Below are 14,157 nucleotides of genomic sequence, written 5' to 3' on the forward strand. Positions count from 1 at the left end.
GTTTGGATAAATCAATCCGCACCGTGAATACGACTAAAGCACCTGTACAGCCGCGCTCATATCAAAACCTAATCCGCCCATTATCACCCAACGGGCTAAATTTCGCGACCAGCCAGTCAGCAGCCCGCAGATGCCCGGCAAAATCAGGGCATAAAAAACGGGAGCCTGGGCTCCCGTTCTTGTGCAACTAAGGCGTCTTAGCGAGGAAATGCTGGCGGGTTGACCCCGACCATATCTTCCATCACCCGGACGACCTGGCAGCTGTAGCCGAACTCATTGTCGTACCAAACGTACAGTACAACGCGGTTATCGTTGCTGATGGTGGCTTCGGCATCGACAACACCGGCATGACGCGAACCGACAAAGTCAGTCGAAACCACTTCTTGCGAGTTCACATAGTCGATCTGCTTGTGCAGATCCGAATGCAGCGCCATGTAGCGCAGGTACTCGTTGATTTCTTCGCGAGTGGTCGACTTCTCAAGGTTGAGGTTGAGAATGGCCATCGACACATTCGGCGTCGGAACACGAATCGCGTTACCGGTCAGCTTGCCCTTCAGCACAGGCAGAGCCTTGGCCGCAGCAGTAGCCGCGCCGGTTTCGGTGATCACCATGTTCAACGCTGCAGAACGACCACGACGACTGCCTTTATGGAAGTTATCGATCAGGTTCTGGTCATTGGTGTAGGAGTGAACGGTTTCAACGTGACCGTTAACGATGCCGTATTTGTCATCGACAGCCTTGAGCACCGGCACAATGGCGTTGGTGGTGCAGGACGCAGCAGAGATGATCTTGTCGTCCGGGCTGATGTCAGCATGGTTGATGCCGTGAACGATGTTCTTCAGCTCGCCCTTGCCCGGTGCAGTCAGAACCACACGGTTGATGCCTGGGCACTTGAGGTGCTGACCCAGGCCTTCAGCGTCGCGCCACTTACCGGTGTTATCGACCAGCAGTGCGTTTTCGATGCCGTAAGCGGTGTAGTCGATCGACGCCGGGTCGTTGGAGTAGATAACCTGAATCAGGTTACCGTTGGCGCTCAGGGTGTTGTTGGCTTCATCGACAGTGATGGTGCCGTTGAACGGACCATGCACCGAATCACGACGCAGCAGGCTGGCGCGCTTGGCCAGGTCATTGTCGGCACCTTTGCGCACAACAATGGCGCGCAGACGCAGACCGTCGCCACCACCGGTTTTTTCGATCAGGATACGTGCCAACAGGCGACCGATACGACCAAAGCCGTAAAGCACAACATCCGTGCCTTTGCGCCCTGCAACATTCTGCTGGCCGGTTACGCTCTCTAGCTCTTCACGGACGAACTGCTCAAGGCTACGGCCGTTGGCTTCTTTTCCGAACTTGGCCATCATGCGACCGAGATCGATCGATGCAGCGCCCAGCTTGAGCTCGCCCATGGTTTTGAGAACCTGGAACGTGTCGTGTACCGACAGCTCAACATCACCATCAAGACGGTGGCGAGCATAACGGTGAGCTTTGAGTATCTGAATAACAGAACGATTGATCAGGCTACGACCATAGATCGATGTGACCACGTTGTTATTGCGATAGAGCTGGCCGATCATCGGAATCATCGCTTCCGCAAGGGCTTCTCGATCGATCCACTCACCAAGACACTGGTCGGGCTTCTGATTCACAGGCAGTACCTTCCACATATGTAGGGGCTGAAAAAAGGGGCTACATTATGCCGATCCGCGAGCGTGGGGGCAATGTCGCCTGTCGAAACTGACAGCAGACACTTTCGCCCGTTACAATCGCCAGCCTCGTATCTTGACCGTGAGCCGCCTGTGTCCGTACTGCGCCTTCCGTCCCTGCCCGCTGCTGCCGGCAAACAACACTGGGGCAACCTTCCCGGTGCTGCGCTAAGCCTAGCAATTGCTGAGGCTGCAAGCGCAGCAAATCGCTTCACTTTACTGCTGACCGCCGACAGCCAAAGCGCCGAACGGCTCGAACAGGAGTTGAGTTTCTTTGCCCCGCAATTGCCGGTTTTGCACTTCCCTGACTGGGAAACCTTGCCTTACGACCTTTTTTCGCCACATCAAGACATCATTTCCCAGCGCATATCTGCGCTTTATCGCCTGCCAGAACTAAAACATGGCGTTTTGGTAGTACCGATAACCACGGCCCTACATCGCCTGGCCCCGACGCGCTTCCTGCTCGGCAGCAGCCTGGTCCTGGATGTTGGACAGACACTTGATGTCAATGACATGCGCAGTCGCCTTGAAGCCACGGGTTATCGCTGCGTCGACACGGTTTATGAGCATGGCGAATTTGCCGTGCGTGGCGCCCTGATTGATTTATTTCCCATGGGCAGCAAACAACCGTATCGGATTGATTTGTTCGATGACGAAATTGAAACCCTGCGCACCTTTGACCCGGAAACCCAGCGGTCAATCGACAAGGTTGAATCCATAAAGCTACTTCCAGCCCGTGAGTTTCCGCTGGAAAAGAAAGCCATCACTGATTTCCGTGGACGCTTTCGCGAGCGCTTCGATGTCGATTTCCGCCGCTGCCCGATCTATCAAGATCTCTCCACGGGCATCACCCCGGCGGGCATCGAGTATTACATTCCACTGTTTTTCGAAGAAACCGCGACCTTATTCGACTATCTACCGCAAGACACCCAGGTGTTTTCGCTGCCCGGCATCGAAAAAGCCGCCGAACAATTCTGGAATGACGCCCGCAACCGCTACGAAGAACGTCGGGTTGACCCTGAGCGACCACTATTGCCGCCCGCGGACATCTTTTTACCGGTCGAAGACTGCTTCGCGCGCCTGAAAAACTGGCCCCGCGTGGTGGTCAGCCAGGACGATATCGAGGACGGGGTTGGCCGCTTGCGCTTCAACGCACAGCCACTGCCTGACCTGGCGATTCAAGCCAAGGCCAGTGAGCCACTGGCTGCGCTACGGCGTTTTATCGAGGAATACCAGGGCCGCATTCTGTTTTGCGCCGAGTCTGCCGGTCGCCGTGAAGTCCTGCTCGAGTTGCTCGCACGGCTGAAACTCAAGCCCAAGGAGGTCGATGGCTGGCCAGCGTTTGTCGCCGGCAAAGATCGCCTGGGGATTACCATCGCCCCGCTTGATGAAGGCTTGCAGCTTGAGGATGTAGCACTCATCGCCGAAAGCCCGCTGTTTGGCCAGCGCGTCATGCAGCGCCGTCGTCGCGAAAAAACCCGTGACGCTGGCGAAAACGTCATCAAGAACCTCACCGAGCTGCGTGAGGGATCGCCCGTGGTGCATATCGACCACGGCGTAGGTCGCTATCAAGGCTTGGTTACACTGGAGATTGATGGCCAGAATGCTGAGTTTTTATCGTTGCAGTATGCCGAAGAAGCCAAGCTTTACGTGCCAGTTGCCAGCCTGCACCTAATCGCCCGCTACACCGGCAGCGACGACGCCCTTGCCCCGCTCCACCGCCTGGGCTCGGAAATCTGGCAAAAAGCCAAACGCAAAGCTGCCGAACAAGTCCGTGACGTTGCCGCCGAGCTGCTGGATATCTATGCGCGCCGCGCCGCGCGTGAAGGCTACGCCTTTGCCGACCCACAGGTTGACTACGCCACCTTCAGTGCGGGCTTCCCCTTCGAGGAAACCCCAGATCAACAAGCTGCAATTGATGCAGTGCGCGACGACATGCTTGCGCCCAAACCCATGGATCGCCTGGTCTGCGGTGATGTTGGCTTCGGCAAAACCGAAGTGGCCATGCGCGCCGCATTTATCGCGGTACACGGCGGCAAGCAAGTGGCGATCCTGGTGCCGACCACTTTGCTCGCCCAGCAACACTACAACAGCTTCCGCGACCGCTTTGCCGACTGGCCAGTAAAAGTCGAAGTCATGAGCCGCTTCAAGAGTGCCAAGGAAGTTGGCGAAGCCATGCAGCAACTGGCGCAAGGCAAGGTCGATATTGTCATCGGCACCCACAAATTGCTGCAGGACGACGTCAAGTTCAACAATCTTGGCCTGGTCATCATCGACGAAGAACACCGCTTTGGCGTGCGCCAGAAAGAACAGCTCAAGGCACTGCGCAGCGAGGTCGATATTCTGACGCTCACCGCGACACCAATCCCGCGCACGCTGAACATGGCGGTTGCCGGGATGCGCGACCTGTCAATTATTGCCACGCCTCCGGCACGACGCCTGTCGGTCCGCACCTTTGTCATGGAACAGCAAAACACCGTGATAAAAGAGGCGTTGCTGCGTGAGCTACTGCGTGGCGGTCAGGTTTACTACCTGCACAACGATGTCAAGACCATCGAAAAATGTGCCGCCGACCTTGCCCAACTGGTGCCGGAGGCGCGTATTGGTATCGGTCACGGCCAGATGCGTGAGCGCGAGCTGGAACAGGTGATGGGTGATTTCTATCACAAGCGCTTCAATGTACTGATTGCCTCGACCATCATCGAAACCGGTATCGACGTACCGAGCGCCAACACCATCATCATCGAGCGCGCCGACAAGTTTGGCCTGGCCCAACTGCATCAATTACGCGGTCGCGTCGGACGCAGCCACCACCAGGCCTATGCCTATCTGTTGACGCCGCCGCGCAAGCAGCTCAGCGACGACGCCCAGAAACGCCTCGAAGCCATCGCCAATGCCCAGGATCTCGGCGCCGGTTTTGTTCTGGCCACCCACGACCTGGAAATTCGCGGTGCTGGCGAGTTGCTCGGCGATGGGCAGAGCGGTCAAATCCAGGCGGTTGGTTTCACCCTGTACATGGAAATGCTCGAACGCGCGGTTAAAGCCATTCGTAAAGGCGAGCAACCGAACCTGGACCAACCTTTGGGAGGTGGCCCGGAAATCAACCTGCGTGTCGCCGCACTGATTCCAGACGATTACCTGCCTGATGTACATGCACGCCTTATCCTGTATAAACGCATCGCTTCGGCGGTCGATGAGGATGGGTTGAAGGAGTTGCAGGTTGAAATGATTGATCGCTTCGGCCTGCTTCCAGAACCGACCAAAAACCTGGTGCGCATCACCCTGCTCAAGCTCAAGGCCGAAACGCTGGGCATCAAGAAAGTCGATGCAGGGCCACAAGGCGGTCGCATCGAGTTTGCTGCGGACACCTGTGTTGACCCGCTGACACTGATCAAATTGATCCAGAGCCAGCCCGACCGCTACAAGTTCGAAGGCGCTACGCTATTCAAATTCCAGGTCCCCATGGAACGCCCGGAAGAACGATTCAACATACTTGAAGCGCTGTTTGAGCGCCTGACACCACCCTCTTGAAGGACCAATACGTGAATATGCGTGCACTTCGCAGCCTTGCCCTGCTGCCTTTATTGGCGTTGAGCGCCTTTAGCCCGACAGCTGTGGCCGCCGACAGCTATCAAATTGAAGTGATTGTCTTCCGCCAGCCCGGTGAAGTCCTGATTTCCGGCAAGCGCGCGCCCGATGACTGGCGCCAGGGCGCACGCTTGCTTGAACCCGATCAGGAACGCGCCACTGCGCTTAATGACGAAGCTGAAAAGCTCAATGATGGCGGCGATTATCAGGTTCTGTTGCACAAGGCCTGGACCCAATCCAGCGATGAAACCCTGGCCTTCAGCAGTGGCGATATGCAGCTAGGTCATGCACCTATCGAAGGCACCCTGACCCTCAAGCAAGACCGCTCGCTGGAGGCCAAGGTCGATCTTTGGATCAACCAGTTTGAGCCTGGCGGGCTGGTTTCGCGCAGTGAACGCCTGCAACAGTCAAGCACCTTGCAAACGCACAAGCTCAACTATATCGACCACAGTAACCTGGGCATGCTGATCCGAGTTCGCCCTGAGTAAACTCACCTGCATGGTGGACAAGCTTCGCGTTGTCACACCATGCAATGCCAACAACATGCAGGGCGGATAACGCTCTTTTATCCGCCATTGTCCGTAATAAGCATTCAGGAAGCCTGCTCGGCGTTAAGCATTTCCCCGCTTGACTCGATGGACAAGCTTCGCGCTGTCACACCCTACACGACCAACACTAGGCGCCGGTGGTCCGCGCCTCCCTTCAGGCGCTCAACACCCGAGCCAGAACAGCCTTGACCTTATCCATCCCCTCGACCAGCGCCTGTTCGATCTGGGCCATGGTAATCAGCTCATTACTCTTGCCCGCCGCCGGGTTAACCACCAACGACAAGCAGGCATAAGGCAGCGCCAATTCACGCGCCAATACCGCTTCCGGCATACCGGTCATGCCGACAATATCGCAGCCATCGCGCTCCATGCGGGCAATCTCGGCCACAGTTTCAAGGCGCGGGCCTTGGGTCGCGCCATAAACACCATGGCTGCTGAATGCACAGTGCTGCGCAGCCAACGCATGGCAAAGCTTGTTGCGCAGCGCTTCATCATAGGGATGGCTGAAATCGATATGGGTGACGTGCTCCAACTCACCGGCAAAATAAGTGTGCTCGCGCCCACTGGTATAATCGATGACCTGATGCGGCACGCAGAAATGACCAGTCCCCATGGCCATGTGAATACCACCGACGGCATTGACTGCAAGAATTGCCTGAGCGCCCGCCTCTTTCAACGCCCACACGTTTGCCCGGTAATTGACCTGATGCGGCGGGATACGATGCGGATGGCCGTGACGCGCCAAAAACAGCACTTCACGCCCTGCGTATTCACCTCGCAGCACCGGCGCGGACGGCGCACCAAATGGCGTATCGATATTCAGCGCAGCGGTAATGGTCAAGCCCTGCAACTGAGTCAGGCCAGTGCCGCCGATAATCGCGTAGACAGTCATCTCGTTATCCTTATTCAACCAACTGTGCAGCGCGCAACGCGCCAATAGCCTCAAGCCAACGCGGGCTCTGACGGTATTCAACACCCGGGAACGCCTGACGACGCATCCGCCCCAAGCCCTCAGGCGCAACCACATTGAGGCGTTGAGCAGCACTCAAGGCCAGCTCGGCGGCGGCGCGATCATTGCAGACCAGGCCCATGTCGCACCCTGCATTGAACGCCGCTTCAATCCGGCATGCGGCATCACCCACTACATGGGCACCCGCCATTGAAAGGTCATCACTGAAGATCACACCCTTGAAGCCAAGCTCACCACGCAGAATGTCTTGCAACCAGCGACGCGAGAAGCCAGCAGGCTGGTCATCCACTTTTGGATAGATAACGTGGGCAGGCATTACAGCCGCCAATTGATTGCCTAATTGGGCAAACGGCTGCATGTCTTGGCTGCGGATCTGCTCAAGGCTGCGTTCATCCACAGGAATCGCTACGTGTGAATCGGCCTCGGCCCAACCGTGCCCCGGGAAATGCTTGCCCGTAGCGGCCATACCCGCCTGGCTCATGCCACGAATAAAGGCACTGGCCAGTTGCGTCGCTCGCAGTGCATCACCTTCAAAAGCGCGACTGCCGACCACTGCGCTACGCTGGTGGTCGAGATCCAGCACCGGCGCAAAGCTCAAGTCCAAGCCAGCGGCCAATACTTCGATAGCCATGATCCAGCCACAGTATTCAGCAAGCTGCTCGGCATTGGGATTGTCAGCAAGCGCCCGCATGGCTGGCAAGCGGACAAAACCTTGGCGCAAGCGCTGAACACGGCCGCCTTCCTGATCGACAGCAATTAATAAATCCGGGCGAATTTGTCGAATAGCCGCGCTCAATTCGCGTACTTGGCGCGGGTCTTCAATATTGCGCGCAAACAAAATCAAACCGCCCACTTGCGGTTGACGCAGGATCTGCCGGTCTTCAGCAGTAAGCCAGGTGCCATCGATGTCGAGCATCAACGAGCCTTGCAAAGGTGAGCTCACAAGAATTCCTTAATCAAGAGATATAGCGGCCCAGTCAGGGCGCGGCGCTTCATCTATCACCAGCGCACAGTTGACCGGCACCTGAGGAAACAGTTGCTCTATATCGACGTTGCGCAAGCGAATACAGCCATGGGAAAGCGGCTCCCCCATCGGCTCGGTATCCGGTGTGCCATGCAGGTAGATGTAGCGGCGAAAGGTATCGACACTGCCCAAGCGATTGCGCCCGGGCTCGCAGCCACTGAGCCAGAGAATCCGGGTCAGAATCCAGTCTCGCCCCGGAAACGCTGATGCCAGCTCTGCCGACCAAATTTCTCCGGTCCAGCGGCGACCTCGCAGCACAGCGGCCAACGGTAAGTCCGCGCCAATTTTGGCGCGCACGATATGCCGCCCACGAGGCGTACAGCCAGAACCATTTTGCTCGCCAACACCGTTGAGAGCCGTTGATACTGGCAGACGCAACAACAGTCGCCCATCAGCAAAACCATAAAGGCGCTGATCAGCAATAGAGATATGTATGAAATCAAGAGTAGCCATGGGCGGCTAGCTTAGCGGATCAGCCCCGCTACGCACAGCCACCCGGCTTTAAACCTTGGCTGCAACAGGCGGATTTTTAACCCGTGGACGCAGCTGCGCAGCTGCCAGGGCCGGATCACTCAAGCCAGACTCTGAACGCATGCCTGCTGCCAGAAACGGCACCATCAAGCGCATCACCTGTTCAATAGAAGTGTTGACCCCGAAGTCTGTTTCCGACATTGCACGCAATGCCTTGATCCCCGACATGCTGAATGCAGCAGCGCCGAGCATAAAGTGCACACGCCAGAACAGTTCAAGCGGTGGAATACGCGGCGCAGCTTCATGAACCAACATCATGTAGCGGCGGAACACCTTGCCATAGACTTCTTCGAGGTATTTGCGCAGGTGGCCCTGGCTTTGGCTGAACGCCAGGCCGAGCAAACGCATGAAAATGGAGAGATCGTTGCCACTGCGCGGCTTGACCGCAAGCGCATGCTCTACCAACAGCTCAAGGAGCTCTTCGAGTGACACCTGGGTGTCTTGCTTGGTTTGGCGACGATCCAGCTCGCGCTCAAGACTTGCGCAAAAAGGCCCAAGAAAGCGTGAAAACACCGCTTGTATCAGGGCCTTTTTCGAACCGAAATGATAGTTCACCGCAGCCAGATTCACCCCAGCCTTGCTGGTAATCAAGCGCAACGACGTTTCCGCAAAACCTTTTTCGGCAAACAGTTGCTCTGCGGCATCCAGAATGCGTTCAACAGTTTCCGACTGGGCCATTATCCATCACCTAACAAACACTTGTTTGAAACATACGTTTCAGCTCCATGCATTGTCAAGCATTGCAATGCTGTCTTTTGCATCGACCTTCACGATTGAAGAATCACACCTATGCAAGACGTTCAGCAAAGCAATCGAGTAACAGGGCCACGAAGAGAAAATAGCACGATTAAATTAACCAATTGCAAAAGTATGATTGCCAAGCCGCCTCTACTGTATATAATCCCAGTCACTGTATATAAAAACAGAGCCAACCCAATGATAAAGCTGACGCCCCGCCAAGCTGAGATTCTCGCCTTCATCAAGCAGTGCCTTGAAGACAACGGCTTCCCGCCTACTCGTGCGGAAATTGCCCAGAAACTCGGCTTCAAATCTCCAAACGCCGCCGAGGAACACCTCAAGGCGCTGGCCCGCAAAGGCGCAATTGAGATGACACCCGGCGCCTCGCGCGGCATTCGCATTCCTGGCTTCGAACCTAACGCTGAAGAAGACGGCCTGCCCGTCATTGGCCGGGTGGCTGCTGGCGAGCCCATTCTAGCGCAGCAGCACATCGAAGATTCATGCCGCATCAACCCTGAGTTCTTCCACCCCAAGGCAGACTACCTGCTGCGCGTTCGCGGCATGAGCATGAAGGACATCGGCATCCTCGATGGCGACCTGCTGGCCGTGCACACAACCCGTGAAGTACGCAATGGCCAGGTGGTAGTGGCGCGCATTGATGATGAAGTAACAGTAAAACGCTTCAAGCGCGAGGGCAGCAAAGTCTGGCTGATTGCTGAAAACCCGGAGTTTGCGCCAATTGAGGTCAATCTCGAAGAGCAGGAACTGGTTATTGAAGGGCTAAGTGTCGGCGTTATCCGCCGCTAATGGAGTATTTATGCAGCTGTCTCAACCGCTAAATCAGACACAACTTCCACTGTTCGAGGCTTTTATGGCTGCCAGCGCCCCCGCACTGCCGCAAGAAGCACTCAACGATGCCTGGCAGGACCAGCCCCAGGCATTTAGCGAATTGTCGCTCAGAGGCGCTACGAGACACTGCCTGACCCTGCTTGCCCCGATCCTGCGTGAACTCAGCGAAAATGACAGCGAACGCTGGCTGACGTTAATTGCACCGCCCAGCAACCTGACCCAAAGCTGGCTGCGCGAGGCCGGACTGAACCGTGAGCGCATCCTGTTACTGCACCCACGCGGCGAACAAAGTGCACTGCAACTGGCTGAAGAAGCATTGAAGCTGGGTCGCAGCCACACCGTGGTCAGTTGGTTTCATCCGCTGCAGCGTGCTGCGCGCCAGACACTGGAAAATGCTGCGCGCGAAGGGGCTGCGCAAAGCCTGAATATCAGCCTCGGGTAAATCCGAGTTGGATAGCAATTTTCTGTCCACGGCCCAACGCAATGATTCAAGTGGCTTACCAAACAGCACGTCATCTTGAAATCACGGGACAGTAATGGATTTATCCAGCTTCTAGTCCTTGGTCACCCAAAAACCTTATGCAGACACGGCGACGCTTGTATCTGCAGCCAAGAGCCCTTCAGTGCAGAACGCGAACTTCGCCTTCATGCTGAAAATCATTTTCAGCCAGGCGGCCAGCCATTTGCACACCTACATTGAGCATGGCTTTGGCCACTTCCACGTGCTGACCTTGCAGGAATGACTTCGCGTCTGATGAGAAATCCAGCACTACAAGCGCCTCCTCATCGTCTGCACGGCGCAAGGCGATACGGCCATCTGGTAGTTCTACGATTTCTAAAAACGAAGTAGGCATAGGTTTGAGTCTCCACGTTAGCTGCGCATTGTAGCAGCCGACGGGAGCGTCACCCTAGCCCGCTTATCAAGAAGGACCTACCACTCACTGAGCGTTTCGCGGAAACGTCGCGCCAGCGCAGTGATCTGTTTGCGCCAAGCCTCGAGGGTTTCGCGCTCAAGCGGCTCTTGCTCCTGATCAATACTGACCGCCACTATCAATGGCGTAGTCGGATCGACCTTGGCCTTTTGTTGCATTTGTGGCGGCTTGTGCAGGGCTTTGTAAGCCTCGAGCAATTGAGCAAGCCAGGTTTCAGGATTGGCAGCCAATTCAACTAACTCGGAAAACTCAGGGCTTGGCGCAGCCTGCAGCATCGAGGCATCAAGCAAAACCTCAATCTGGGTCGACTGGCTGTTGGCCAAGCGGTAGTAACCGGCGATCTCGTGACACAGGCCCAATACAGCGCCAAACAGGTGGAACAAGGTGGCCTCGCGCTCAGCCTGGACCAACCCCTGGACATTCATTGCGCGTGACTCTTCAGCCTTGCGCCATGATTCAAGCGCTAGGCCCGCGTAAAAGATTTTCTGGTTGGTGCGGGTATACAACTCGTTAGCCATGACTCACCACTCCTCGACAAATCAGCGATCAACACCCGGCCGGGCTGAACCCGCCCGGCCAGGTTGACTCTAGGCCAGCTACAGGCCCAGCCGTACAAGCCCAAGGCGTGCACGGCTGCTTTGATCAACGCTTCTTGTCTTCGACCTTCCACTTGCCGCCGTCAAAGAATGCTTTCCAGCCTGTAGGCTTACCCTCAACCTCAGTCTGTACATATTGCTCTTTGGTTTTGCGGCTGTAACGAATAACTGCCGGACGGCCTTCTGGATCTTTCTGCGGCGCGCTGAACAGAAATTCGTACTTCGGGTCGATTTCATCTTTGTGCGGCAGGATCTCGATCACCAATGGCGCACGGGTTTCGCGATTCTTTGGAAACTGACTGGCGGCCAGAAACAGGCCCGAAGCACCGTCGCGCAGCACATAGGTGTCATCCACCTTCTCGCACTTGAGTTCCGGCATCTTCACCGCGTCCATCTTCGGCGGTGCAGGCTCGCCGCTACGCAGCAATTTGCGGGTATTTTTACAGGCGCTATTGGTGCAACCAAAAAACTTGCCGAAGCGGCCGGTTTTCAGTTGCATCTCGCTACCGCACTTATCGCACTCAAGGCTCGGACCTTCGTAACCCTTGATCCGGTATTGACCGGTCTCGATTTCATAGCCTGCGCAATCGGGGTTGTTACCACAGATATGCAGCTTGCGCGTTTCATCGAGCAGGTAGGCATCCATTGCGGTGTCGCAAATTTTGCAGCGGTGCTTGCCGAGCAGCACCAAGGATTCCGATTCACCCTCGTCATCCGCGGCGATTTCATCGCCAGGCACCAGGTTGATGGTGGACTTGCAACGCTCTTTAGGTGGCAAGCTGTAGCCAGAGCAGCCAAGGAACACACCGGTCGAGGCCGTGCGAATCATCATAGGACGACCACACTCGCGACAGGCAATGTCGGTCAAGGTCGGCGTATTGGCACGCATGCCAGTGTCACCGTCAGCCGCCACTTCAAGCTTTTTCTTGAAGTCGCCGTAGAACTCGTCCAGCACGTTCTTCCACTCGCGCTCGCCCTGGGCAACATCATCGAGATGCTCTTCCATGCCAGCGGTAAAGCCGTAGTCCATAAGATTGGAGAAACTTTCAGACAGGCGCTCGGTAACGATGTCGCCCATCTTTTCCGAATAGAAACGACGGTTATGCAGTGCAACGTAACCACGATCCTGAATGGTCGAGATAATTGCCGCATAGGTCGACGGACGACCAATACCGCGCTTTTCCATCTCTTTAACCAAGCTGGCTTCGGAGTAACGCGCAGGCGGTTTGGTGAAATGCTGGCTAGGATCAAGCTTGATCAGCTTGAGTGTCTCGCCCTGCTTCATCTCAGGCAACACAGCGTCATCGCCGGCCTTGCTCAGCTGTGGCAATACACGGGTGTAGCCATCGAACTTGAGAATACGGCCCTTGGCGCGCAACTCGAAATTAGCCGCCTCGACGGTAACTGTCGTCGACAGGTACTGCGCCGGTGGCATCTGGCACGCAACGAATTGACGCCAGATCAGCTCATACAGGCGCTCAGCGTCACGCTCCATGCCACTCAACTGGGTCGGCTTGGTATTGACGTCGGAGGGACGAATCGCTTCGTGGGCCTCTTGCGCGCCTTCCTTGCTGCTGTACATGTTTGGCGTTTCCGGCAGGTACTTCTTGCCGAATTCATCTTCGATAAAACCGCGCACCATGCTCACCGCATCAGCCGACAGGTTGGTCGAGTCGGTACGCATGTAGGTGATGTAGCCAGCCTCATACAGCCGCTGAGCCATCATCATGGTCTTCTTCACACCGAAGCCCAGGCGGTTGCTCGCAGCCTGCTGCAAGGTGGAGGTGATAAAGGGCGCTGAAGGCTTGCTGCTGGTCGGTTTGTCTTCACGCTTGGCGACGCTGTAGCTGGACGACTTAAGCGTCTCCAGCGCAGCTGTAGCCTGTGCTTCGTTGAGCGGCTTGAATGCTGCACCGTTTTCACGGGCCACTTCAAAACGCACAGTGTCTTTTTTGTCTGTGGCCAGATCAGCGTGCACTTCCCAATATTCTTCCGGGACAAAGGCACGAATCTCTTTCTCACGCTCAACCACCAGCTTGACCGCTACCGATTGCACACGACCTGCAGACAGGCCGCGTGCGATCTTGGCCCACAGCAGCGGTGAAACCATATAACCCACAACGCGGTCGAGAAAGCGTCGGGCTTGCTGGGCGTTAACTCTATTGATATCGAGCTCGCCCGGCTTGGAGAATGCCTCTTGAATGGCTTTCTTGGTGATCTCGTTGAACACCACGCGCTTATAACGGCTGTCATCGCCACCAATGGATTCGCGCAGGTGCCAGGCAATAGCTTCCCCCTCGCGATCCAAGTCGGTTGCGAGATAGATGGTGTCGGCGTCTTTGGCTAAGCGGCGCAGTTCATCAACGACTTTCTCTTTGCCCGGGAGGATCTCGTACTTGGCTTTCCAGCCATGCTCGGGATCAACCCCCATGCGCGCCACCAATTGACGCTTGGCTTTTTCCTTTGGCGACAGGGCCGGAGCCTCGCCTGCAGCAGCTTTTCCGCGTTTGGCCGGTTCTTTGGCCGCACTTGCCGAACCACTAGTAGGCAGGTCACGGATGTGGCCGATGCTCGACTTCACCACGTACTCGTTGCCCAAGTACTTGTTGATTGTCTTGGCCTTGGCCGGGGATTCCACGATGACCAGCGATTTACCCATGGATCAGAAAATTCCTGAA

12 protein-coding genes are annotated in these 14,157 nt (G+C 56.2%); 4 read left to right on the forward strand and 8 right to left on the reverse strand.

Translation table 11 applies throughout. From position 1 onward, the window contains the following. Positions 1 to 197 precede the first annotated feature (197 nt). The gene (locus AACY26_RS01365) at positions 198 to 1,664 is read right to left on the reverse strand and encodes a glyceraldehyde-3-phosphate dehydrogenase (RefSeq protein WP_339510257.1); all 1,467 of its coding nucleotides are present in this window, start codon (positions 1,662 to 1,664) and stop codon (positions 198 to 200) included. A 132-nt stretch (positions 1,665 to 1,796) separates the two neighbouring features. On the opposite strand from AACY26_RS01365, the gene mfd reads away from it, so the two are divergent. Together mfd and AACY26_RS01375 are read left to right on the forward strand one after the other, a co-directional pair. Further along, on the forward strand, positions 1,797 to 5,234 hold the full coding sequence (gene mfd / locus AACY26_RS01370; RefSeq protein WP_339510259.1) for a transcription-repair coupling factor: 3,438 nt from the start codon (positions 1,797 to 1,799) through the stop codon (positions 5,232 to 5,234). 17 nt (positions 5,235 to 5,251) lie between these two features. Further along, entirely contained in the window at positions 5,252 to 5,779 is a 528-nt protein-coding gene (locus AACY26_RS01375) for a CsiV family protein (protein ID WP_339511669.1), read from the forward strand. A 214-nt stretch (positions 5,780 to 5,993) separates the two neighbouring features. Here the strand turns inward: AACY26_RS01375 and AACY26_RS01380 are convergent, their stop codons facing one another. Genes AACY26_RS01380 through AACY26_RS01395 form a run of 4 tightly spaced genes read right to left on the reverse strand, consistent with a single transcriptional unit; the run spans position 5,994 to position 9,042 of the window. Then, positions 5,994 to 6,731, reverse strand: coding sequence for an S-methyl-5'-thioinosine phosphorylase (locus AACY26_RS01380; RefSeq protein WP_339510261.1), 738 nt, complete (start codon positions 6,729 to 6,731; stop codon positions 5,994 to 5,996). A 10-nt stretch (positions 6,732 to 6,741) separates the two neighbouring features. Further along, complete coding sequence (gene nagZ / locus AACY26_RS01385) at positions 6,742 to 7,740, reverse strand: beta-N-acetylhexosaminidase (protein ID WP_339511671.1); 999 nt, start codon at positions 7,738 to 7,740, stop codon at positions 6,742 to 6,744. Between the two features lie 21 nt (positions 7,741 to 7,761). Next, entirely contained in the window at positions 7,762 to 8,286 is a 525-nt protein-coding gene (locus AACY26_RS01390) for a L,D-transpeptidase (protein WP_339510263.1), read from the reverse strand. 48 nt (positions 8,287 to 8,334) lie between these two features. Beyond that, on the reverse strand, positions 8,335 to 9,042 hold the full coding sequence (locus tag AACY26_RS01395) for a TetR/AcrR family transcriptional regulator (RefSeq protein ID WP_339510265.1): 708 nt from the start codon (positions 9,040 to 9,042) through the stop codon (positions 8,335 to 8,337). Between the two features lie 258 nt (positions 9,043 to 9,300). Here AACY26_RS01395 and lexA point away from each other — a divergent pair, with 258 nt between their 5' ends. Together lexA and sulA are read left to right on the forward strand one after the other, a co-directional pair. Further along, positions 9,301 to 9,909: a transcriptional repressor LexA gene (gene lexA, locus AACY26_RS01400; RefSeq protein ID WP_339510267.1), complete on the forward strand. Its 609-nt coding sequence runs from the start codon at positions 9,301 to 9,303 to the stop codon at positions 9,907 to 9,909. A gap of 10 nt (positions 9,910 to 9,919) precedes the next feature. Next, a complete protein-coding gene (sulA, locus tag AACY26_RS01405) occupies positions 9,920 to 10,393 on the forward strand; it encodes an SOS-induced cell division inhibitor SulA (protein ID WP_339510269.1) in 474 nt (157 codons plus the stop codon). A gap of 178 nt (positions 10,394 to 10,571) precedes the next feature. On the opposite strand, the gene AACY26_RS01410 is transcribed toward sulA, so the two are convergent. From AACY26_RS01410 to topA, 3 genes are all read right to left on the reverse strand, one after another. Continuing rightward, positions 10,572 to 10,805, reverse strand: coding sequence for a hypothetical protein (locus AACY26_RS01410; RefSeq protein WP_339510271.1), 234 nt, complete (start codon positions 10,803 to 10,805; stop codon positions 10,572 to 10,574). Positions 10,806 to 10,882: 77 nt separating this feature from the next. Beyond that, positions 10,883 to 11,401, reverse strand: coding sequence for a DUF6586 family protein (locus AACY26_RS01415; protein WP_339510273.1), 519 nt, complete (start codon positions 11,399 to 11,401; stop codon positions 10,883 to 10,885). A gap of 124 nt (positions 11,402 to 11,525) precedes the next feature. Next, complete coding sequence (gene topA / locus AACY26_RS01420) at positions 11,526 to 14,138, reverse strand: type I DNA topoisomerase (protein ID WP_339510275.1); 2,613 nt, start codon at positions 14,136 to 14,138, stop codon at positions 11,526 to 11,528. Positions 14,139 to 14,157: the final 19 nt, after the last annotated feature.

The sequence above is a fragment of the Pseudomonas sp. RL_15y_Pfl2_60 genome (genome assembly GCF_963970595.1).
In the GTDB taxonomy this organism is placed as follows: Bacteria; Pseudomonadota; Gammaproteobacteria; order Pseudomonadales; family Pseudomonadaceae; genus Aquipseudomonas.

What these genes read in the sequence shown, in the direction of transcription:
- AACY26_RS01375 (WP_339511669.1), top strand. Translation starts at nt 5,252, where the DNA reads ATGCGTGCACTTCGCAGCCTTGCCCTGCTGCCTTTATTGGCGTTGAGC.
- AACY26_RS01410 (WP_339510271.1), bottom strand. Translation starts at nt 10,805, where the DNA reads ATGCCTACTTCGTTTTTAGAAATCGTAGAACTACCAGATGGCCGTATC.
- lexA (WP_339510267.1), top strand. Translation starts at nt 9,301, where the DNA reads ATGATAAAGCTGACGCCCCGCCAAGCTGAGATTCTCGCCTTCATCAAG.
- topA (WP_339510275.1), bottom strand. Translation starts at nt 14,138, where the DNA reads ATGGGTAAATCGCTGGTCATCGTGGAATCCCCGGCCAAGGCCAAGACA.
- AACY26_RS01395 (WP_339510265.1), bottom strand. Translation starts at nt 9,042, where the DNA reads ATGGCCCAGTCGGAAACTGTTGAACGCATTCTGGATGCCGCAGAGCAA.
- AACY26_RS01380 (WP_339510261.1), bottom strand. Translation starts at nt 6,731, where the DNA reads ATGACTGTCTACGCGATTATCGGCGGCACTGGCCTGACTCAGTTGCAG.
- AACY26_RS01365 (WP_339510257.1), bottom strand. Translation starts at nt 1,664, where the DNA reads ATGTGGAAGGTACTGCCTGTGAATCAGAAGCCCGACCAGTGTCTTGGT.
- AACY26_RS01415 (WP_339510273.1), bottom strand. Translation starts at nt 11,401, where the DNA reads ATGGCTAACGAGTTGTATACCCGCACCAACCAGAAAATCTTTTACGCG.
- AACY26_RS01390 (WP_339510263.1), bottom strand. Translation starts at nt 8,286, where the DNA reads ATGGCTACTCTTGATTTCATACATATCTCTATTGCTGATCAGCGCCTT.
- sulA (WP_339510269.1), top strand. Translation starts at nt 9,920, where the DNA reads ATGCAGCTGTCTCAACCGCTAAATCAGACACAACTTCCACTGTTCGAG.